Source organism: Aliivibrio fischeri (assembly GCA_038993745.2).
GTDB classification, from domain to species: domain Bacteria; phylum Pseudomonadota; class Gammaproteobacteria; order Enterobacterales; family Vibrionaceae; genus Aliivibrio; species Aliivibrio fischeri_B.
The window spans coordinates 1,224,909-1,246,223 of sequence record CP160630.1; the positions used below are offsets into that span (position 1 = coordinate 1,224,909).

The window sequence follows — 21,315 nt, forward strand, 5'->3', positions numbered from 1 at the left end:
ATGGATACGTTAATTGCATTTGATGAGATACAAGAGCGTCTTCATCAATTTAAACAAGGTCACTTACATACACGATATTCTGAGAATCCTTTGTTGCTTGGACTAGCTTACACATTAGTCACGCTTGAATGGGAAGGTACACCTGATATTTTATCTGATGCTTTTCTTACTGAACCAGATCACTGTATTTCATTTAATAAAACATTAACCCGATTGGGCTATCAATGTGTGGAAGAAAAATCACCCATTCAGCACAGCTTCTCACTATTGATTGTCCTAGCTTCATTGTATTCAACCAACAAAACTATATATTATTAAATTTTGATAATGATATTCTCTATTTATATGATTATGAAAACGATGTCGTTATCGAAAATAAAGTGAATGACCGATTAATTGCCACCACTTGTTCGGTCTCTAAATACTCACGATTATTTAGAGAAGCCCCTCCGGAATCACAGGACAAACGTAATTGGATTAAGCACGTTTTTTATCACTACAATACCGAATTCAAAAACCTAGCAATACTAAGCCTTTTTATTAGTCTGTTAGGTACTTTTCAGCCATTTTTTATAATGGGAGTTTACACGCTCGCTCTAACAGCCGATTCCATATCTACATTGTATTGGTTAACGTCAGGAGCTATCGTCATCGCTGGGATGGAATTTTTTTTAAAAAGCAACGTATGGCCATACTCAATACCTCAGGACAAGAACTCGCCAAATATATATCGTACCAAGTTATTTCTAAACTTTTATGGTTACCTTATTCGTTAACATCAAATGCGGCTACATCTTCCCAGCTAGCAAGATTAAAAGATATTGATCAATTTCGACATTTAGTAACCGCAGAATCAAGTCTTAGCTACTTTGATTTACCTTTTATCATTATATTCTTAATTGCTATTTTTATGATGTCGAGCAGTGCCGCGATTACGGTTATCATTGGTATTTCTCTAATGATTTTATTCTGTGTTTACGCTCGTTATATTTATATGCACGCGACTTCAAAAAGCTCTAGAGCAAATGCAATGGTTTCTTATCAATGGAATGAAGTACTGACCAATGTAAGTTCGATTCAAAAATTACCTTTAATCTCTATTATTAAATCTCGCTTCCACTCAGCTTTAACTCAACGCCTTAAAGATTCACATCATGTTGCAGTTACAAATGCCAAAATACAGCAAACTGGAAGCAGTCTTATTCAAGTTATTGGGACAACAAGTATTGTGACTGCCGTGTTAGCCGTTATGGCTGGAGATGCAAACCCAGGAGCTATGTTGGCCATTATTATTTTAGTTTGGAAAACACTAACACCTATTATGGGGATCTATAATTCCTTAGCAAAAATAGACACAATAAAAGCTTCTACTGCTCAAATAAATGCGTTGATGTCACTCGAAGACGATAAAAATCGTATTGAAAAAAGCCCTCCGATTGACCAGTTTAATGGAAATATTTCAGTATCAGCATTGTCTCACCGATACCAAGGTATTAATAAAGGTCTGACAAATCTCTCTTTTTCTGTCAAAGCGGGAAGTAAAGTATCCGTTTGTGCACCTTCTGGCTGCGGAAAAACCACATTAATGAATATATTGGGTGGTATAGAGCCTCGTTTCCAAGGACGCTTATTATTTGATGGCTATAACATCAGTCAATTTAACAATTTTAGATTCCGTAATAGTATCTGTTATATTCCTTTTGAGATGCACTTATATCATGGCACAGTACAAGCCAATTACACCATGTATAACGGTTACATCCCACCAGAGTTCATTGATAATATGCTCAATTTTTTAGACTTATTGCCTTATCTTCCACAAGGAAGAAATACCCTATTAAGTTCTGATTTTATCTCTTCTTTGCCAGATGGTATTCATCGAAAATTAATCCTTGCTATCGGAATTGGTTATTGTCGTAAAAAAGTAATTATATTAGATGAACCTTTTGCAGGTTCAGAAGATGAAAACAGTAAATATTTAACGTCTTTATTTAGCGAATATCTTGCAACTAGCACGGTGATCTTTACAACAACCTGTAGAACAATGGTAGCGACTTCAGATCAATGCCTGTTACTTGAACAAGATGGTTCACAAAAGTTCTATGGTGCACCAGATAAGGTTCTGCAAGCCGCACCTCCTATCCTTAATTAACATAAAGATAGAAAATTAGCTCTTAATATTCTTACTTTTTAGTTCCACAACTGGACTCTGGTTGATATGAAATATTTCGATAAGTGCCATTTAAAGGCTGGTTTAATGCATTCATTTTACCAGCCCATGAGGATAGTTTCTCATCAACTGGCCATACATTTGCCATTATTTTCAAACGAGTATCATCCATATTTGGTATTGGATTTTCAGTAGTTTGCTTTACTTCATGACGCATTTCACCATCAACAAACCATTGAATTTTATCTTTACTCCATGATATCGCATATCGATGAAAATCTTGGGATGCGTCAAAATCAAGTGGAATTAATACTGCATTGTTGCTGGAGTAATCATCATCATTAGTCCAAAAATTAAACTGAACGGCTTTAGTATGTTTTCCTAAAAATTCAATATCAATTTCATTATGCTGAGCATTACTTCCTTCATATTTATCATGTTTACCTGCAAATAAAAAGAAAGAGGTAATTACACCAGGAGAAGCAATAGGTTTCATTTCAATAGAAAAGCACCCATGCCCATAAAAATGGCGACTACGTAATTCACCTGAACGATATTTGTATTTTTCATTGCTTTGCTCAGAGTCACTTAACTCTATCTTCATGCCGTTATCTGAAAAATTTATAGCTCCTTCTTCCCAACGATTAGAAAATGGAAAACCATTACTCCAATTATGCGCCCGCTCAAACAATGTCTCGTTGAACTCAGTTAATGAGTCAGAAAAGTATCCAACTTGGCACTCATTCATACTGCAGGCCTCTGAATTAAAATAAGGAACAAATATAAAAACTGCCACAATGTATTTATTCATAATCTCCCTTAATGCTTAAGCTGTCCTTGCATTACCTTAAGCATAGCGTCTCTTTTATAACGGAGAATTATTGTTTACTTTGTACCATAAAGAAGACAGTATCATTGAATTTGTATTAATGTTATACGCTGTATTTACTGAACTATCACTATAAATACCGGTAGGAATAACTCTAGAATATAAACTATTATTAATTACATCTCTTCGCAAATTCAATGCGTACTCATCGTTAAATAGCACGCTAAAACCAAAAGCGACTTTATTACTAAAAACTTGGAAAACTTCAATGGGTTTACCTCCAGAAGAAGTACTTAACCAACTTTTTCCATAAAAAAAGAGATTATTATAAGCAAACCACGGGCTTTTATTCATTGAATCCTCACCAAATACCCAATGTTTCTTAGTTCGTTCTTCTTTAGCTTTATGCAATAAATAAATAGTATTAAGTTGATCCCACCACTGCTGAAAATTTCCGACCTCTAATCGCATTAAAATATATGGATCGGATGTAGAAAAAGGCATATTTCGTGTATCAATAAGGAATGAGATACCTTCAATAGACACTTGTTCTATGTGCTTTTTTTGATAACTTTCACTCACATCAAAACCAAACAATAAAAAGCCAAACGAAGCGTATTGTAAATATCCTAAACGCCCTTCTTGTCGGTAATGCTCTCCTTTTTTACTCAGCTTAGTACCATAAAGTGTTTGTTTTGATACTGCAGAAGATAAAACCCATGTTGTTGTTATTTTCTCTATTAATGAAGAAAATTCAGGCTTTTCTTGCTCAATGATATACAACCAAATTAAAAGTCGCCCGATATCAAGAGCCGACCAACCATTTCCATTACTTTTATGACTACTGTATAAGCCTGATGGCATACCCGTTTTTGTATTATATTCACGATTGGGTAATTGATTATTATAAAGCGGCATTACTGACAATGTTGTAAGTAATTGTTCTAGTTTTTTATTCGTAATCTCTTTCGATTGCAACCCTAAACCTTCTAGAGAAAACTGAGCACTAATATCACTAGCAACATCCCACATTGTGACATGATGATACCCTTGAACTGAATCCGTAAATCCTGTTGATGGATTCCAATTTCTTTCAAAATAATAATGTGCTTTTTTTGCAAGTAACTTTTCATTACGTGAAAGCTCAGTTTTTGCATTTATGACTGGTTGAATAGACTGATTACCCTTCTCTACCATTAAAAACTGAGGCTCTTCATTCTGTTTATTATCTTCTAAAGGTGTCAGTACTAATGAGCGTCGTTGAAAAGAAAGGGGAGCTTTCTCATTGTTATTTTCCACAGGCCCAATGGTTCGCTTTCCATAAAAACTTGGCGAATCAACTTCAGCGAATACCGCTACAGAGAATAGGAATAACGCTATCCATAACAAAATTATTCTGCCAATAATAAGCTTCATCACACCTCCTCTGTGTATATCTCCTAAGCATAGGATATTCATATTTATTTTCATAAAAAAGAAAGAAAAAAACGCTCAATAACAAATGTTCAGCACCAATAAAATAAATTAATTGCATTTCCAGTTACGAATGCGACTTTCCTTTTCCTATACTAATTTCATTAAACTGCTCTTAATGATTGAGGTGTACTTTTGTTTAAGGATAAACTCAAAAAATCACTATCAGAAACCAAGCGAGATATCTTTTTTGCTTTACTATTTAGTAGTGCGATTAATTTCCTTGTGCTTACATTGCCACTCTATAGTCTACAGTTATTCGATCGCGTTCTTGGAAGCTCTAGTTTAGATACTCTATATGCGTTATTAACAATCGCCCTTTTTCTATTAACGGCACAAGCAGTTATTGAATATTTTCGAATCATTTTATTGCAACGTTCTGGATTAAAATTAGATGTCGCAATCAGTGCTATTATGCTTTCTGAGAGCATTCGACAATCTGCTATATCAAAAAACATTAATAAGAATGGGCTACAAGATCTCTCTGAAATTCGTCGATTTCTATTATCTCCATCTAGTTCTGCTATTTTTGATATGCCTTGGATCCCTCTATTTCTTGGGATTTTATTTATGCTTCACCCAACCATTGGACTTATTACCCTTTCAGGTTGTGCTCTTTTTATTTTTTTAGCCTTCATAATGATGCATTCAGCTAAATCTGCCACGCTTGAAGGCAACCAAACCATCGCCAAAACCACCTTAGAACTAAACGACTATTTACGGAATGCCTCTACATTAAGAGCAATGGGAATGGCTGAGAATATTGGACAATATTGGAATAAACAAAACCAAAAGATGCTAGGTTTACAATGGACGGTGAATTCTCGTGTTGGACAGCTATTAGCTCTAAGTCGATATTTTAGGACTATTTTACAAGTCCTTATTTTAACTGTCGGGGTTGTATTAGCTTTACAACAAGAAATAGGTACTGGAGCCATCATTGCTAGCTCAATAATAATGGGAAGAGTCCTCGCTCCTTTTGAACAAGCAGTCAATGGGTGGCGTTCTTGGTATAGTGCTTTCAATGCATATCAACGTATCAAATCTTTTTCATTTATTGAGGAAGAAAAAACAAAAACTGCACTTCCAAATCCTAAAGGCGATATTGTTTTTCAAAATGTAGGACTAAAATTACCACATAGAAAAGAACCAATATTGCAAAACATCAATTTTAAATTAGGCCATGGAAATGCCTTAGCTATATTAGGCAACTCGGGATCAGGGAAATCAACTTTAGCTTCTTTATTAATGGGGATACATGCACCAAGTGTAGGCACAATAAAAATCGATGGTGCCGCAATACATTTATGGCCTGAAAAACAATTCGGTCAACGCATAGGCTATCTACCTCAACAAGTTGGTTTATTATCAGGAACCATTGCCGAGAACATCTGCCGATTTTCTAACGCTCCTGATGAAGAAATCATTGCTGCTGCCCGACTCACCTGTATACATGAGCTTATTATTTCACTTCCACAAGGGTATGACACTTATCTAGAAGAGGGTGGAAGCTCTCAACTTTCTGGGGGCCAAAAACAGCGAATTGCATTAGCAAGAGCAATTTTCTCTAACCCATCAATTCTTGTACTTGACGAACCTAATTCCAATCTAGATCCAGAGGGTGAAATAGCTCTCGCAATCGTCCTTCAATATTGTAAAGAAAAAGAAATTACAGTGATTATGATAAGCCATCGCCAGGTTTTTTACGTCAAATGGATTGGGTTATATCTTTAAAAGAAGGACAAATACAAAAAGCGGGACCGGCAAAAATATTTTTAGAAGACATGTCAGGCATTGATAACCCTAATTCAACCGTTGTGCCTCAAATAGCGTAAATAAGGATAAATCATGACTCAATTTGGCACCTCTCGTATTATCATTTTATGTTCTATTTTTATCACCTTTACCATCGGTGGTTTTATACTATGGGCTACAACGGCTCAATTAAGCTCCGCATCTATTGCCAATGGTTCATTGATTGTTGAATCTCAAAGAAAAAAGTTCAACACTTACAAGGTGGTTGGGTCAAAGCTATTCATGTAACAGAAGGACAACAAGTAAAAAAAGGCGATTTACTCATCGAGCTTGCTAATACAAAAGCAGATTCCGATTATTATCGCTTAATGCTTCGCTCTATTTCATTAAAAGCTACGATCGAACGTATCCAAGCAGAGTTAAAAGATAAACCTTCTATTAATTGGACTGAAGAATATCACAACGAAGCTAATAGCGCTGATGTCATCAATATCCTAAACAATCAAACACTTCAATTTCAGCAGTCTTTGCTACGAAACGAGTTACGAATCAATCAATACACTCAAAGCAAGGAACAATTAACTGAACAAATTCGTGGTTCAAAATCTCAGCTAAAATCCATTTTGCGTCAACTTCAGCTAGTAAATAAAGAGATAACCATGATGAAAGGCTTACTAAAAAAAGGGTATGTTTCTCAAACAAAAATGTTTGAAATTCAACGCCATCAAGCCATGGTGGAATCGCAAAAAGAAGAATTAAAAACCAAAATAAATGTATCAACTCGTCAACTTGTAGCACTTAAACACGATTTTGAAGCTAAAAACATCGAATTAAAACAATCATTATCTTCTCAATCAGATCAGTTGGAAAAAGAATGGTTAGATGTCAATCAGGCACTAAAAACGGCACTAGATATCCGATCACGAATCAAAATAAGAAGTAAACATACTGGTACGATTGTTGGTCTTAATTTTCATAGCGTTGGAGGGGTTGTTAACCCTGGCGACATTATTATGGAGATAGTTCCAAACAATGAAGAGCTAATCGTTCAAGCGGTGGTAAATCCCAAAGATATTGATGTCGTGCAACAAGGACAAACGGCAAAAGTTAGATTGAGTGCTTATAACATCCGTAAAACACCTCCAGTGACAGGAACTGTAATTTATGTTGCTGCAGATAGGTTAAATCAACCAAATGAAAAAGAAAGTGGTTATTTAGTAAAAATCCAATTACTACAAGAAGATATAGTTAAACTCAAGAATGTCGATCTTTATCCAGGCATGCCAACAGATGTACTTATTCTATTAGAAAAACGAACACTCTGGGACTATCTCACCGCTCCATTATTTAATTCTTATTACAAAGCATTTCGCGAACAATAGGGAGATAACTATGTTTTTTGGCTTAGCTTCTATCTATTTTTCTTTTTATTAACTGCATTTATTGGTTATAGAAAGGGGCATTTAATTGCAGGTATTTTATTAGGGTACGTACTTGGTCCAGTAGGCTTATGTCTTATTTTATTAAGTAAAATCGCATGAAGCTAGCTTGTCCACATTGTCATACTCTCATTCATAAAGACTCTTATTTTTGCCCAAATTGCGAGAAAAAAGTGCTTCATTCCTTAGTTTAATAAAACGTATTGAGAATACATATATGATTACACATTCAAAAAAACGCCAAATATTTTTCATGTTTCTCATCTCTTGTATAGCCCTTGGAGGAATATTGCTTTTCTCTCTTAGTTCTTCAATTGAAAACAAAAACAATACTATTTTGCGCTTAACTGAAGAATTAAGATTAGCTCAGCTAACATCAAGCTCTCTAAAAGAATATGATGATCGTCTTATTGAACTTCAAAATAAAAATAATGAGTTGAAAGGAGACTTGAGTGTCGTTAGTGAAACCTTAGTAGAAAACAATTTGATAATAAACAAACTTCAACAACAATTGAATGCTGAGCGCCGTAAATTCACCCAGTACAAATCGAGATATAACAAAAAAATGAAAACTCAATTTGCTAACGAACAAAAGAGATTAAACGCTCAATTAGAGAAAGAACGCATAGCATTACAATCTCAAGAAAGTGAACTTGAAGTACAGAGAAAACACCTAGAGCAATTGCAAAAAGCATCAATGGAAGACACTTCAGAAGTGAAAGATAAAAAAGCAATTGATGAAGAGCGGGTAGAGGCATTAATGAAACAATTCAATGCCTACCAAGTTGATTTAACTGTAAAAAATAAGTGTGATAAGAGCTATTTATATCGCTATAACGAAGCCAAAAGTACTTTAAATCACATTCGAACTTACTTACAAAAAAATCAAATGGATTCAAGCTATTATCATTTTGTCATAGCAAATGACGCATCTATTACATCTCAAAATAGAGAGCTTTGTTTAGAAGATTAATGATACAAACTCATTAAAGAAATAAAAAAGCCGAATGTAAATATTCGGCTTTTATTTTATGTACAGTAATTAAGCCATATCATTTGGATCAGCAATTGTGATTTGGTCTTCATCACAGTCACTCCAAATGGTAACCTCATCACCTGCACTGTTTGAAAAAGTATAACCATTTAACGTACTAGTATCGATATTACTGGCTTCATACGCTTCTTTTAATCCACTATCCATACTCAATGGATTACCTATTAATTGCCAATGAGAACCATCGATATTTAACGTTTCTACACCCGAACAAACAAATTGGCTGTTTGCTTCTCCTGCGGTGTCATTAACCAAAATCTTATCTAATGCTATTTTTAGCTCTGTATTAGAGGTATTAACAACCACTCCTTCTATTTCTTGATAAGCCGTTTGGGTCATATCTATAATGTTATCCTTGCCATCACTTCCTACAACCATAACATCAAACCCTTCACCACCACTAAAATGAACAGTTGTACCATCAGTTGTATTAATATCTTCTTGGTCAAAGACTAACGTGTCATTTCCTGCTCCAGCAAATAATTGGTCACTACCTGAACCACCATCCAGATAATCATTACCATCTTGACCAAAAATTAAATCATTACCAGAACCTCCGTCAAGTGTATCGTTACCAATCCCTCCATCAAGGTAATCATCATCATTACCTCCGGAGAGAGAGTCAGAGCCTTCTCCACCAGAAAGGGTATCCGCACCAGAACCACCAGAGAGAGTATCATTACCTACATCACCATAAAGGGAATCTGCATGATTACCACCAGATAAACTATCATCACCTTCTTGACCATAAAGGATGTCTTCACCTGACCCCCCTTGCAGAGAATCATTACCTTCTTCTCCCCAGAGCACATCATTTCCACTATCGCCTTTTAAGGTATCGTTACCATCTCCACCATAAAGAGTATCTTCACCTGAACCGCCTGAAAGATAATCATTCCCTGAATTTCCATAAAGTTGATCATTATCATTTTGACCAAATAATCGGTCATCTCCAATCCCCCCATCAAGGGTATCGGATCCTACCCCTCCATATAATTTGTCGTTATCTTCACCGCCAAACAGTTGATCATTACCTGAGCCTGATATTAGAGTATCGTTTCCAGCATCGCCTTGCAGTACATCATTTCCAGAGCCCGATTCAACTTTATCGGCACCTTCACCACCGAACAATTGATTATCTCCTCCAGAGGTAAATAGTGTATCGTTACCGGAACCTCCACGTAAAACATCATCACCAATACCTGAGGTTAGATTATCATTACCTTCACCACCATCTAGTGTATTAATGCCATCACCACCATCTAGTGTATCGCTACCTAACCCACCAACTAGCACATCATTGCCAGACCCCGACTTGAGACTATCATTTCCCTCACCGCCATCTAACGTATTGTGGCCACTTAGTGCCTCTAATCGATCATCTCCAGCATCCCCGTATAATGAATCATTGCCTGAACCACCATATAATATATCGTTATCGTTGTTCCCATGAAGAATGTTGTTACCTGATTCGGCGTGTAATTCATCTTGTCCATCACCGCCAGATAAACTGTCATTGCCTGAACCTGCAAATAACTTATCATTTCCTAAACCGCCTTCAAGTGCATCATTTCCTTCTCCCCAGCAAGAATATCATCACCATCTTGCCCTTGAAGTAAATCAGCTCCTTGCCCACCATCAAGGTAATCAACTCCGCTACCACCAGCTAATGAATCCTCACCTTCAGCACCATATAAGGTATCAGCGCCACTACCAGCAACTACATTATCAGACCCACTGCCACCAAATAATGTATTTGTACCATCACCAAGATCTATCGTATTTTTCCCTGCCTCTCCATATACAATATCGTCTCCGGAACCGGCTGTTATCGTATCAACACCACCTCCAGCATAGAGTGTATTATCACCTTCACCACCTTGAATAATATCAGCACCTTCACCACCGAATAACGTATCACTAGACGCACTGCCTATAAGAGTATCGTTTCCTTCTCCACCATAAACTTGGTGACTTCCTGTCACTGCAGCAATTAATGTATCGTTTCCTGCACCACAACAAGTGTGTCTTGTCCATCATCAGTTAAAGTATCATCTCCTTCACCACCAGAAAGAAAATCGTAGCCTTCTCCACCAACTAAAGTGTCATTTCCATCGCCACCAAAAAGACTATCATTCCCTAATCCTCCTTCTAGACTGTCATTACCAGATCCACCATCAACACTGTCATCACCAACCCCGCATCAATGATGTCAGCACCGGCTCCTGCATAAATAATGTCATCACCTGAGCCTGCGGTAATCGTATCCTCATCAATACCGCCATAAATAATATCGTTACCAGAACCAGCATCAATGGCATTAATACCTGCATCGCCATAAATAGTGTCGTCTCCCTCACCGGCATTTACAGTATCATTACCCGTACCAGCACTTAAAACATCACTACCTAAACCACCAATTAAAAGATCATCATTACTGCCGCCATATAACTCATCATTTTCTTCAGATCCAATAAGTTCATCGTTACCTTGTCCACCGATAAGAATACTTGCATGCTCACCTGCGTGTAAGAAGTCATCTCCGCCCTCACCAACAAGTTTGTTGTTTCCTTCTTCACCATATACAAGATCATTTCCAGAGCCAGCATAAACAGCATCATTCCCAGACCCCGCATAAACAACATCTGCGCCACCGCCTGAATAGACAGTATCATCGCCAGAACCTGACTCAATTGTATCTATTCCGGAGCCAGAAAATATCTGATCATCTCCCTCTCCTGTTAATATTCGGTTTTCCCCATCACCTGAATACACAATATCGTCACCAATACCAGTATCAATAATGTCAGAACCACCTTCAGAATAAACAGTATCGGCCCTTCACCTGTAGTAATTTGATTAATGCCAGAACCAGCAAAAACGAGGTCATCACCCGTACCACTATCGATAATATCGTCACCAAAATCGGTATAAATTGTGTCATTGCCTTCACCAGATTGAATGGTGTTATCACCTATTTCACCAAATATGGTATCAGCGCCATCACCTGAATCGATAAGGTCATTACCACTACCAGCATAAATAAAATCATCTCCATCTCCAGAGTTAATAATATCGTCACCTTGATTGGCATGAATAACATCGTCTCCAGAACCACCTTCTAAGGTATCTGAACCTTGCCCACCATACAGTTGATCATTACCTTCCCCACCAATGAGATGATCATCACCGTCATCACCATAAAGTGCGTCATCACCAAGACCACCAATAACGGTATCATCACCTAATTCACCAAATAACTGGTCATTGCCTTCATTTCCAGATAACTGATCGTTACCATCACCACCAAGTAGCAAATCGTTACCGTGTTGGCCATCGATCACATCATCGCCAGCCCCACCTAGTGCGAAATCATCTCCGGCTCCACCTTGAATAACATCATCCCCTGCATCACCTTGAAGTTCATCGTTTCCTTCACCTCCATAGAGTTGATCGGCACCAACGCCTCCAAGGAGTAAATCATCACCGGTATCACCATAAAGCACATCGTTGCCATCATCACCAATGATAATGTCATTACCATCACCACCTTCAATACGATCATGACCTAATTCACCAAGCAAGGTGTCATTACCTTCATTACCAAAAAGAGTATCGTCACCATCACTACCTAATAACGTGTCAGCACCATCACCACCATGCAATTCATCATTGCCACTACCACCGATTAAAACATCATTACCTTCACCACCAAATAGACGATCATCATTGATATCGCCATCTAAGAAGTCATCTCCAGCTCCACCAATTAATAAATCAGATCCTTGCTGTCCAAAGATCGTATCATCGCCTTTTCCACCATCAATGAGATCGTCGTAAATGTTATGTGCAATGAATTCAACAGATTCAATATCAGTGAGTACATCACCATTAGGATCTTTTATAATAAAATTAATAACTTGATTATCATTCACTTCATCAGCAGTAAAACTAATATCCAGTTCAATTTCACCGTTTTCATTTACTGGTGCTTGAACTGTCTTGATTACACTGCCATTTTGATCTGTCAATTCAATCGTGGCTGTGGTTAATACTGAATTGAGTGTAAATTTTGTTGTTATATTACCGACATCATCCACTAAATAATTACCTAGTCGAGCACCATGGGTAATTTCTTCTGTCGCTACACTTTCAGTGGCATTAAATTGATAAACAGACTGTGATACACCCCAAGAGTCATCATTAGGTGGTGTATTTGAAACCTCCGATGAATGTTGGTCAGATGCATACTCTACATCGCCAAAAACAGTATCCTTTCCTTCACCACCAGAAATAACATCACTACCTTCACCTCCAGCAATATGATCATCTCCAGATAAACCTTCAACTTGATCACTACCTGACTTAGCATTTACGTTATCATCTTCTGATGTTCCCGTGATCGTATCGTTATATTTGGTTCCTTCCATTCTGACCTCTCTGTTATTAATAACAATGATATTAATTAGTAATAAGCGACCATAAACTGCATGGCAGTTATATTAGAATAGGAATAAATAAGTGGATATCCAGAGAGAATAGGTAAAAGTAATTCAGTTAAAATGAAAAAGAGTAAGAAAGAGAAATAGAACCATCAACAAATCGACCAGTTCCTTCACCTCTTTCAGATGAGTTCCATCGATTTCCTGAATAATTATTATATTGAAGAGTAATGGTTCCTGGACGCCAATCAAAATAACCAAAACCATAGGTATAATCTGGATTCCATGGCTGTTGTTGATTTTTATCTAAATAATAAAAAGCAGTACCATTAATATACCAATTACCAAAAATAGAATATTTGCACCCTAATGATAATGTTTTATGCCCATTTAAATATTCAGTTGTTGCTAAATTAAAGTATTCATGTGTGTAATTAAAATTTACCTGACAACCAATACTTCCCTCTGATGTAAACGTAAACCAATCGACAAATGGCTCAACTATAGGAAACTTCCACCCAAGAGACCATGTACCTTGATTAAAATAAGTCACTGACTCACCATCCTTCGGATTGAATCTATTTCCACCATAATTAGCATACACCAAACTTAACGTATAAGGCCGCCAATCACTGTATCCAAAGACATAAGTAAAATCAGGATTCCATACTTGTTGTTGTTCTTGGTCTATATAATAGTATGCAGTACCAGAAATAAACCAACTACCCAAAATACTGTATTTCAATGATAGTGTAGCGGTTTGATTTGTGTTTGTCGGCCCAGTTGTCGCTCCTACTGGTATATTGGCGGGAGAGGTTTCTAGAAGAGGGTAATGGTAACCAACATTTCCACTTAAACCGTGAAAAAAACCTTGCTCATCTTCCATTGCTTAATTGGAAAATAAAATGAACTTTGCACACCATTCCATATGTGATCCGCTTCTGTTGCTATCGATTCTGAAGTGGATCTCTGCGTAGTAATCACAGGTGATATCGGCGCATTTTTATGTTTTGCACTATTAGATAAGAATTCGTCCGCTAACGTTAAAAATGGAAAAAAGAAAAACAGAAAAAAAACAAAGAACAACAAACTGATATATCAATTTTGCTACTTTTTAAGCTCATCAAATTAGGCATCCATCCATAGATAAATCAGCAGTAGGTAAATAAGCTTTTAATACAAAATAAAGCTTATTTACTAATCTAGGATAGATTGATTATAAAAACCAATTACACAACTGCTTGCTTTGATTTTTCCTTATCAAACCAACGCTGTAAAGCTTTTGGAGACATAATGTTTGGGTCTCCCAGTTGATGGTCCTCTGCATTAACTAATTCTGGAGGTAATGTATTTATGATTAACTCTAAATCTTTGTGAGACTTAACTTCTTTATCAAACACTGCAGCCATTTCATTACTATGAAGAGCATTTCTTGCTCTCACTGCTTTCACCAAACCACCAAGTAAGGTATACCAAGTTGTCATTGGACCTTGTGTAATCGATGCCGATTCTTCTGCTGAATCAATAAAGGCAAATGGAACGGTTGTAATCGATTTATTTTTTTCCATAGCAGCAAGAATCCAATCAGTATCAAATGAAAAATCGTATACTGTCGGTGCCTTTAATATATCACTCAAAGCATCTTGCCCATATAATTTAAAAGCAGCTTGAGTGTCTTTAATCCCTTGACTGAATATCTGAACCCCTATCATGCGCTGCATATGGCGTAATGTTTTTATACCAACTCCCCAACGCTCTTCCTGCTTAACTAAAATAGAATCCTTATGCTTACGGTTACCTAGTACAACTTCTGCTTTTTTCTCAGCATAAGGTGCAAGTAATAAACCAATTTGTCCTAAATGAACCGAGTTATCGGCATCCGTATAAACAACGCAATCAACACCATCTTCAAGAGCTTTTTGGCACCCTAAAATAATAGCTCCTCCTTTTTTTGAATCGTTAACATCAACTAAATTTTTTAAAGGTCCCTCTGTAGTAGGAATCGCATCACTTAGTTTCATAATATGAATTTGAGACTCTGATGAAAGTTGCGAAACCATTTTTTTAGCAATGGTATAACTTCCATGAGGGCATCCATCATCAACCGGATACAAAGTCCAGCTAACATTAGTACCTTTTGTTATCCAATTTAATTGGTCTATTTTAGTAAGTAACGAATTTTCACCATTTGGGTTATGTTTTGATTTTTTATTTAATCGATGATGTTCTCCCCACATAGCAAAGACAACTCCTACACTTAGCGGTGTCGATATATTTAATATTAATCGGCGAGACTCAACTAATTTAACAGCTAGTCTAAACATTAATGGAGCAGACTCGGCATCAACAAAATTGTTAAATTCAGAAATCGATATATGTTCAAAAGAAATAAGCTTATCTGCCAATAATAATAATTTATTCTGATCTTTTTCACAGGTTAGATCAAACGTGTTATCTGAATTAGAAATAATATCTGAAATGATTTTTCTATCCATGGTTTAGTCTTCCTTTTAGTTATTGAAATAACATATTTAAAAAAACATAGGAAAGAGAAATATAAAAAACCATTAATAAAAAAAATAAGTACTTCTGCCTTGAATCGTTGTTTTTATGTCCTAGGCTAGATAAAAGCATTCAATCGTATGTTTGAGTTAAGGCTATGGGAAAGGATACCAATGGAATACATTTTAGTTGTAGATGATGACCCCGTCAGTCTTTTATTTATGTCCTCACTACTAAAACGTTGTGGTTATCAGGCTATATCCGCTAAAAATGGACTTGAAGCCATGATTATTTTACAAGATAACCCTCAAATACAATTTGTATTAAGTGACTGGATAATGCCAGAAATGGATGGCATTGAATTATGTAAACGATTGAAAGAAATAGCATTTGATCGCTATATTTTCTTTGTTTTATTATCAGGTAAAAATGACCAGCACTCTATAATTAACGGAATAAACGCTGGTGCAGATGATTTTATTGTTAAAGGTACTGATGCTAAAGAGCTAGAAGCTCGTGTAAAAGCAGGCTTTCGCACACTAGAACTACACAATAAAATAATCGAAAAAAACCAAGAATTGGACTCAGCTTACGCAACAATACGCAAAGATCTTGATTCTGCTGGCGATCTTATACGTCAATTATTACCAACCCAAACCAACTTTATTGGCGTGGAATTAAATTATATTTCCATACCCAGTGCACAAATTGGAGGAGATATGTTGGGATACATGCAGTTGGATCCTGATCATCTCGCTTTTTATCTTTTTGATGTCGCAGGACACGGTGTGTCATCTGCATTAATGTCTTTTTCAGTTCAACAAAGTTTATCTGTCATTGACGGACCATCATCAATAGTAAAAGACACTCAAAATCGAATTATTCCTCCAGAAGAAGTGATTAATAAACTTAATAAACTCTATATCAGTGACGATAAGATCCAACTTTATTTCACCATGATTTATGCCGTACTAAATGTCAAAACTGGCGTAATACATTACTGTTCAGCAGGCCATCCTCCGCTAGTTTGGCTACACAATGTTACGAAAAAAGCTGAGTTAATTGGTCATGAGAACTTTGTTGTTGGTGCTTTTGATTTTGTTGATTACCAATCATCGCAAATACAACTAGAACCAAACGATAAAATCTGGTTGTACTCAGATGGAATAACTGAGGCGGAAAACAAACCAAAAACGAAACAATTTACCGAAAATGGGCTTAGAAAAGCCATTATGGACATTCACAATCACCCAACCCATTTACAAACTGAACTGCTCGTTAATCGAGTAAGAACTTGGCAAGAATCAAACTTATTTGATGATGATGTTAGTGTTCTTGCTGTTGAGTGGAAAGGCTATTCAAAACAAGAGGATGACTCATGCAATACGAAATTAACAACCAAGGTAAATGCACAGTTTTTCAGATAAATGAAGAACGATTTGATGCAAAATTAGCACCTCAATTTCGTAAAGAAGCCGAGGAACTATTAAGCCAAATAGGTGACCATCTCATTCTTGATCTTGGCAGTGTCAAATTCATGGATAGCAGTGGGCTTGGTGCTATTATGGGCGTATATAAATTATGTAGAGGAAAAACCGTTAGTGTCGTTCACCTTCAAAAGCCAGTTGAAGATTTATTAAAGCTAACCAGAATGAATAGACTTATTCCCAACTATTCAACCCTAGAAGATGCAATGCTAACGTCAGCATAATAAAGGAACGATTATGAAAGGAATGATTTTAGCCGCAGGTAAAGGCACACGAGTAAAACCAATAACTCACACAATACCAAAACCAATGATCCCGATTTTAGGTAAACCAGTAATGGAATCTATGATCGAACTTTTTGTTAAACACAACATAAATAAGATCATGGTAAACACAAGTCATTTATCTGAAGTTATTGAAGGATACTTCAGAGATGGTCATCATTTCAATGCACAGTTATCTTACTCCTACGAAGGTGAAATCATTGACGGTGAATTCAAAAGTAAGACATTAGGTTCCGCAGGTGGAATGCAAAAGATTCAACAATTTTCAGGATTTTTTGATGATACTTTTGTCGTGGTATGTGGTGATGCTTGGATTGATTTAGATTTAACAAAAGCAATCGAACATCACAAAGAAAAAGGGGTATAGCAACTATTGTAACAAAAGCCGTTCTCACAGAAGATATTCATAAATATGGTATTGTTGTATCAAATGAACACGGCTTAATTACGAACTTCCAAGAAAAACCAACCGCCAATGAAGCTTTATCAAACCAAGCTAATACAGGTATCTATATTTTTGAACCTGCTATCTTTGATTTTATACCTACAGAAGGTGAATACGATATCGGCAGTGAATTATTTCCTTTATTAGTTGAAAAAAATATTCCTTTTTATTCTGTAAATATGGATTTCCAATGGTTAGATGTTGGTAATATTACTGATATTTGGGATGTTACAAATGATATTCTGAATGGAAAAGTTAATGGTTATCCTATCCCAGGGACTCAGATCAAAGCTGGAGTCTGGGTTGGGATTAATACCGTTGTTGATTTTGAACATTGCAATATAACTCCTCCAGTTGTTATTTCTAGTGGCTGCCATATTAAAAATGGAGCAACAATAGAAGGTCCAACAGTCATAAGTGCAAATTGTATCGTTGATTCAGAAGCTATCATTCGCAATTCATTAATATATGACTACATTCATATCCGTGATTTCATGTTGCTTGATCAAAAAACGGTTTTTGATAACTATTGCATTGATAGAGATGGAAACAGTGATTGCTTTGCCAAAATGACAAAGGAGAGCGTTTCTTCAGTCATGAAAGATGCTTTATCTGATTTATCAACTTTTACACAAAGCACAACAGAAAAGTAATAAAGGAAAGCAAACATGGTTAATGCTATTTTTTCTAACACTTATCTCAGCTCTCTTGAAGCTTCTCGAACGGTATCTAATGACATAAGAGAATATTGGGGAGCATTAAACATTAGTGAAGATATTATTAATGAAGCAGAGCTATGTTTAGTTGAAATGGTAAATAATACATATGAACATGCTTACCTCAATCAAGAAGGTTCTTTGATTGAGGTAAAGTCATATCTACAAACAGAAAATATCTTATTAATTGAGATATCAGATTATGGATATGCTCTAAACACAAATGGATTAGCTCAACAAATCCCTAACGATTTCATTACTCCAGAAAAAGATAAACCAGAGACATGGCTAACATCAGGCCGTGGTTTTTTAATCGTCGAGCAATTAATGGACAGCATTATTTATGAGAATAAAGATGGTAAAAATACATTTTACTTAAGCAAGCGACTAAGCTAAAAAACTATTTATTTTCCTCTTCAGTCATCATAGGAGTAAAACTTCTTCTTTGCAGTACCTCTACTCCACTCTTACCTGAATTGCCTATATTAGCTTTATGTATTGGATTGTATTCTGATTCAGGGGCTTCTTTTTGATTTTCTTCTACCGACTTTAAATCCTTTATTTCTACATTTCGATAGTTAAACTCTTCATCTGGAGTAATTATCACTATTTGTTCGGATTTATTTTTACGTGGATTATCTTGAGGGTAAATATCGGTAGGCTCAATCTCTGCGGATTCAGTACGAGGAGTAAAACTTTGACGCGGTGTAAAAGAGCGATTTAATCCAGTTAACTTACCTTTTTCAACCGGTTTCATTGATTTTGATGAATAATAATTTGGTACATCAACTGGAAGATTTTTTGGGGTCGAGTTATTCGCTTTCAGGCCTAATTTAGGTCCTTTGAATACGAAAAGTTGTAATTTTTCTTCCCAAACTTGCAAAATAGCCAACTCTCGCTGCCACTCAGAATCAAGAGAGACGCCAATATCAGTAGTTGTCAATTGTGTTGATAATTGCGTATTTATTTGTTCATATCGTCGATGTAATGCTTTTTGTAATTGAACCCACTCAGTGCCACCAGTGAGTAAATAGCGAGTACTATTTGCCCAATATTCATATGCTTTTATATCATTATATTTATTTGCTTCTATTGCCGCTAATGCTTCTGATAACCCTGCATATTGCCACATCGCCTGAGAACCTAGTTTTGATTCTGAAGCAATAATTTGATTTGTTAATCTATGCCAATAATCAGCCGCTCGTTTATCTCTAGAAGTATTCGATAACATCGTCCCTTTACTATAAATCGATAGATTAAAATCAACGACCTGAGCTTCAGCCCGAAAGAGAAAAAAACAACTAAATAACATAAAAAAACGCATCGTCTTCATCGAAAAGTCTCCACTAAACAATGTCCAGGATGTGAAAATCGAGATTTGAATTGAACATCACGATACTCTTTTGATTTTTCTGGTTGGTATAGTTTCCCTTTAGTTTTATAAAGTAAAGCTTCTAAAACACCGGCATTAGTCTGTAAGGAAATACTTTTTTCATAACTACTGTTTAATTCATAGCGTCCCTCATACCAGCCTCTTTCAGGGTCATATAACTCTTGTACTAATACCATTAAACGATCGGTATAATCAGATTTCCATAAAGCCCACATCTGAAAAGCAACTCGTGTTGAAATTAACGCTAGTTCATCATATGAAGTACCATCTTCGGCTAAAGTTATCCAAGGTGTCCCTAAGGCGTAAATAGCGTCATAAACGAAATAAGGCTCACCAGATACGATATGTTCCCCTCTTGCTGTATATATTCGTTCATGCTCCCATCTAGCCTCTTGAATTCGATAGATTGAATCAGCCATAGCTGACATCACCTCATCCGTATGTGTTGCATCACTTGATGAGTCATCTGAAATTTTATCCCAATTAAATTCTAATCCTAAACGCAAATATGGTGTGCTATAAACAGGGCGTAAAACATCAAAAATGCGCGGATCTCGACCATCAAAAATAAAATCAATACCATACATAGTTGCGACGTTATAAGGATCTATTCGCATGGCTTTTTGGGGGACGATCTGCCAATCAAGATAACCATATGATGTATACTCTTCTACACCCAATCGTCCCTCTTTATATCTCGCAACATTTCCTTGATAGACACTTGCACCAAACAGTTCTCCCTCCTCATTTACAAGCTCACAAAAATTCCATTTAAGTACTGCCTTATCAATATATTCTATGAATTGAGGATTATATTGCTTAACAATAGCAAGAACGATCAACAGTCGACCAATATCAATAGAAGACCATCCAATATCATTCGGCTGATTTCCATAGTCCACCATTTGTCCTGTCTGAGTGCTATACACTTTATTAGGAATTTGACCAATACTTAAAGGCATATCATTTAAAAAAGTGAGAACCAATGACAACCGTTCGTCGTGCTCTTTACTCGTAATAAATTTAAATTCACGAGCAGCAGTTAATGCCATAAGATAATCAGCAATACCAGACATATTTGTGGTTGGATAATTATCAATACTATTAACAAGGCCTGTCGTTAACTGAGTATTATTTTCCATATATACCCAAGCAAGGCGAGCCCATTCAAGCTCACCTTCTGTTAATTCGCCATATCTTCCTTGCCTAATTGCTTGTGATTGACTTATCGAGTTCACTCCATCTTGAACTCCTTGATATAAAACTCCACAAGATGACAATAAGAAGCTTATTAAAATAACAACTACGCCCTTTAGCATCCATTTC

Annotated in this window: 21 protein-coding genes and 2 pseudogenes; 11 read left to right on the plus strand and 12 right to left on the minus strand. The window is 36.2% G+C overall.

The window, feature by feature from the left end; genetic code table 11:
* Positions 1-318 carry a hypothetical protein gene (locus AAFX60_019850; GenBank protein XDF79392.1) on the plus strand — a complete coding sequence of 106 codons (318 nt, stop codon included), beginning with the start codon at positions 1-3 and terminating at the stop codon, positions 316-318.
* A 367-nt stretch (positions 319-685) separates the two neighbouring features.
* Positions 686-2,152: an ATP-binding cassette domain-containing protein gene (locus AAFX60_019855; protein XDF79393.1), complete on the plus strand. Its 1,467-nt coding sequence runs from the start codon at positions 686-688 to the stop codon at positions 2,150-2,152.
* 31 nt (positions 2,153-2,183) lie between these two features.
* On the opposite strand, the gene AAFX60_019860 is transcribed toward AAFX60_019855, so the two are convergent.
* Positions 2,184-2,981 (minus strand): family 16 glycosylhydrolase, encoded by a 798-nt coding sequence (locus AAFX60_019860; GenBank protein XDF79394.1) that lies wholly within the window; start codon positions 2,979-2,981, stop codon positions 2,184-2,186.
* 54 nt (positions 2,982-3,035) lie between these two features.
* Positions 3,036-4,415: a DUF3131 domain-containing protein gene (locus AAFX60_019865; GenBank protein XDF79395.1), complete on the minus strand. Its 1,380-nt coding sequence runs from the start codon at positions 4,413-4,415 to the stop codon at positions 3,036-3,038.
* Positions 4,416-4,607: 192 nt separating this feature from the next.
* Here AAFX60_019865 and AAFX60_019870 point away from each other — a divergent pair, with 192 nt between their 5' ends.
* From AAFX60_019870 to AAFX60_019890, 5 genes are all read left to right on the plus strand, one after another.
* Positions 4,608-6,206, plus strand: a complete 1,599-nt coding sequence (locus AAFX60_019870) for a type I secretion system permease/ATPase (protein XDF79396.1) — start codon at positions 4,608-4,610, stop codon at positions 6,204-6,206.
* Positions 6,185-6,307: a hypothetical protein gene (locus AAFX60_019875; GenBank protein ID XDF79397.1), complete on the plus strand. Its 123-nt coding sequence runs from the start codon at positions 6,185-6,187 to the stop codon at positions 6,305-6,307. The genes AAFX60_019870 and AAFX60_019875 overlap by 22 nt, the downstream gene beginning before the upstream one ends.
* A 13-nt stretch (positions 6,308-6,320) precedes the next feature.
* Positions 6,321-6,515 carry a hypothetical protein gene (locus tag AAFX60_019880; GenBank protein XDF79398.1) on the plus strand — a complete coding sequence of 65 codons (195 nt, stop codon included), beginning with the start codon at positions 6,321-6,323 and terminating at the stop codon, positions 6,513-6,515.
* The gene (locus AAFX60_019885) at positions 6,506-7,609 is read left to right on the plus strand and encodes an HlyD family type I secretion periplasmic adaptor subunit (GenBank protein ID XDF80164.1); all 1,104 of its coding nucleotides are present in this window, start codon (positions 6,506-6,508) and stop codon (positions 7,607-7,609) included. The genes AAFX60_019880 and AAFX60_019885 overlap by 10 nt, the downstream gene beginning before the upstream one ends.
* A gap of 274 nt (positions 7,610-7,883) precedes the next feature.
* Positions 7,884-8,639, plus strand: a complete 756-nt coding sequence (locus AAFX60_019890) for a hypothetical protein (GenBank protein XDF79399.1) — start codon at positions 7,884-7,886, stop codon at positions 8,637-8,639.
* 69 nt (positions 8,640-8,708) lie between these two features.
* On the opposite strand, the gene AAFX60_019895 is transcribed toward AAFX60_019890, so the two are convergent.
* The 8 genes and pseudogenes from AAFX60_019895 to AAFX60_019930 form a co-directional block, all read right to left on the minus strand.
* On the minus strand, positions 8,709-10,151 hold the full coding sequence (locus tag AAFX60_019895) for a calcium-binding protein (GenBank protein ID XDF80165.1): 1,443 nt from the start codon (positions 10,149-10,151) through the stop codon (positions 8,709-8,711).
* Complete coding sequence (locus AAFX60_019900) at positions 10,091-10,237, minus strand: hypothetical protein (protein XDF79400.1); 147 nt, start codon at positions 10,235-10,237, stop codon at positions 10,091-10,093. Before AAFX60_019900 ends, AAFX60_019895 begins: the two co-directional genes overlap by 61 nt.
* 30 nt (positions 10,238-10,267) lie before the next feature.
* On the minus strand, positions 10,268-10,705 hold the full coding sequence (locus tag AAFX60_019905) for a calcium-binding protein (protein ID XDF79401.1): 438 nt from the start codon (positions 10,703-10,705) through the stop codon (positions 10,268-10,270).
* An 8-nt stretch (positions 10,706-10,713) separates the two neighbouring features.
* Positions 10,714-10,872, minus strand: a pseudogene (locus AAFX60_019910) (hypothetical protein).
* The gene (locus tag AAFX60_019915) at positions 10,872-11,525 is read right to left on the minus strand and encodes a calcium-binding protein (protein ID XDF80166.1); all 654 of its coding nucleotides are present in this window, start codon (positions 11,523-11,525) and stop codon (positions 10,872-10,874) included. Before AAFX60_019915 ends, AAFX60_019910 begins: the two are co-directional and overlap by 1 nt.
* The gene (locus AAFX60_019920) at positions 11,462-13,150 is read right to left on the minus strand and encodes a calcium-binding protein (protein ID XDF79402.1); all 1,689 of its coding nucleotides are present in this window, start codon (positions 13,148-13,150) and stop codon (positions 11,462-11,464) included. Before AAFX60_019920 ends, AAFX60_019915 begins: the two co-directional genes overlap by 64 nt.
* 127 nt (positions 13,151-13,277) lie before the next feature.
* Positions 13,278-14,048 (minus strand): hypothetical protein, encoded by a 771-nt coding sequence (locus AAFX60_019925; GenBank protein ID XDF79403.1) that lies wholly within the window; start codon positions 14,046-14,048, stop codon positions 13,278-13,280.
* A gap of 343 nt (positions 14,049-14,391) precedes the next feature.
* Positions 14,392-15,657, minus strand: a complete 1,266-nt coding sequence (locus AAFX60_019930) for a glycosyltransferase (protein ID XDF79404.1) — start codon at positions 15,655-15,657, stop codon at positions 14,392-14,394.
* A 180-nt stretch (positions 15,658-15,837) separates the two neighbouring features.
* Here AAFX60_019930 and AAFX60_019935 point away from each other — a divergent pair, with 180 nt between their 5' ends.
* From AAFX60_019935 to AAFX60_019950, 4 genes and pseudogenes are all read left to right on the plus strand, one after another.
* Positions 15,838-17,091 (plus strand): fused response regulator/phosphatase, encoded by a 1,254-nt coding sequence (locus AAFX60_019935; GenBank protein XDF79405.1) that lies wholly within the window; start codon positions 15,838-15,840, stop codon positions 17,089-17,091.
* On the plus strand, positions 17,043-17,375 hold the full coding sequence (locus AAFX60_019940; protein ID XDF79406.1) for an STAS domain-containing protein: 333 nt from the start codon (positions 17,043-17,045) through the stop codon (positions 17,373-17,375). The genes AAFX60_019935 and AAFX60_019940 overlap by 49 nt, the downstream gene beginning before the upstream one ends.
* A gap of 22 nt (positions 17,376-17,397) precedes the next feature.
* Positions 17,398-18,533: pseudogene (locus tag AAFX60_019945) on the plus strand (NDP-sugar synthase).
* Positions 18,534-18,548: 15 nt separating this feature from the next.
* Positions 18,549-18,992: an ATP-binding protein gene (locus AAFX60_019950; protein ID XDF79407.1), complete on the plus strand. Its 444-nt coding sequence runs from the start codon at positions 18,549-18,551 to the stop codon at positions 18,990-18,992.
* A gap of 4 nt (positions 18,993-18,996) precedes the next feature.
* Here AAFX60_019950 and AAFX60_019955 read toward each other — a convergent pair whose 3' ends face one another.
* The gene (locus tag AAFX60_019955) at positions 18,997-19,929 is read right to left on the minus strand and encodes a hypothetical protein (protein XDF79408.1); all 933 of its coding nucleotides are present in this window, start codon (positions 19,927-19,929) and stop codon (positions 18,997-18,999) included.
* Positions 19,926-21,308 (minus strand): DUF3131 domain-containing protein, encoded by a 1,383-nt coding sequence (locus AAFX60_019960; GenBank protein XDF79409.1) that lies wholly within the window; start codon positions 21,306-21,308, stop codon positions 19,926-19,928. The genes AAFX60_019955 and AAFX60_019960 overlap by 4 nt, the downstream gene beginning before the upstream one ends.
* Positions 21,309-21,315: the final 7 nt, after the last annotated feature.